Source organism: Amycolatopsis sp. NPDC049253, from assembly GCF_040678995.1.
In the GTDB taxonomy this organism is placed as follows: domain Bacteria; phylum Actinomycetota; class Actinomycetes; order Mycobacteriales; family Pseudonocardiaceae; genus Amycolatopsis.
Genome location: NZ_JBFAQX010000088.1, coordinates 1 through 1,115, shown reverse-complemented (window position 1 = coordinate 1,115; position 1,115 = coordinate 1). Strand labels below are relative to the sequence as shown.

At 67.0% G+C, this 1,115-nt stretch carries 1 protein-coding gene; it reads right to left on the bottom strand.

Annotation, left to right across the window (positions count from 1 at the left end):
* Position 1 precedes the first annotated feature (1 nt).
* Complete coding sequence (locus AB0K15_RS48050) at positions 2-991, bottom strand: IS481 family transposase (protein ID WP_364067944.1); 990 nt, start codon at positions 989-991, stop codon at positions 2-4.
* Between the last annotated feature and the right edge of the window lie 124 nt (positions 992-1,115).

Sequence of the window (1,115 nt, the reverse complement as noted above, 5' to 3'; positions counted from 1 at the left end):
CCTAGGTGTTCTGTCCTGTGAGGTTGGGGACGCGGGTGGCGGGTGGTTTGCCGCCGAGTGCGGTGTGGCCGCGGTGGTGATTGTAGGTGTGCAACCACTCCGGGTAGGCGTCGCGTCGCTCGCGTTCTGAGCGGTAGGGGCGTGCGTAGGCCCATTCCTCGAGCAAGGTGCGGTTGAACCGCTCGACCTTCCCGTTGGTCTGCGGCCGGTAGGGGCGCGTGCGTCTGTGGACGATGTGCGCGTCGCGCAGCGTGTCGCGCCAGAGATAAGACTTGTAGCAGGACCCGTTGTCGGTCAGCACCCGCGCGACGGTGATCCCGGCGGCGGTGAAGAACGCGTGCGCTCGTGCCCAGAACGCGACAGCGGTTTCCTTGGTCTCATCATGCAGGATCTCGCTGTAAGCCAGCCGGGAATGGTCATCCACGGCGTTGTGCAAATAGCTGGAGCCGATCTTGGGTTTGCCGTAGCGGTAGCGAGCTGCGGTGGTGGCTTTCCTGTTCTGCAGACCGGTGGCGCGGTCGGTGACACGGTGGCCTCCGCCGTCCGGGATGTTGCCCAGCTTCTTGATGTCGACATGCACCAGATCGCCGGGCGCGTCGTGCTCGTAACGGCGGACCGGCCGGCCGGTGACCCGATCGAGATGAGCCAGTCGGGAACACCGGTAGCGAGTCAGGACGCGGTGCACCGTGGAAGGGTTCAGCCCGAGCAGATAGGCGATGCGGGCCGGTCCCCACCGGCGGATCACCCGGACCTTGATGATCCGCCGCTCGAGTCGGGTGGGTGTCCGGTGCGGGCAGGTCCGGGGCCGCGAGGAGCGGTCGGTCATGCCGACGGCGCCCTCGGCGCGGTAGCGGTCGGCCCAGCGTTTCGCAGTGGTGACCGCGACCTGGAACCGCTCGGCGGCTCGCCGCAGCGGCCATTGCTCGTCCACAACACACCGGGCCAGACGGAGCCTGCCGGTTTCGGACAACGGGGCATTACGGTGGGACACGAGGGCCTCCTGGCAGCCGGTGCAGATGTCGCAATCCACACCGAACCCGGAGGCCCTCCCTCACTCCAAGATCATCCGATCACGTGTCGCCCCGTACCCAACCACCATGGTCAGTACACCTAGG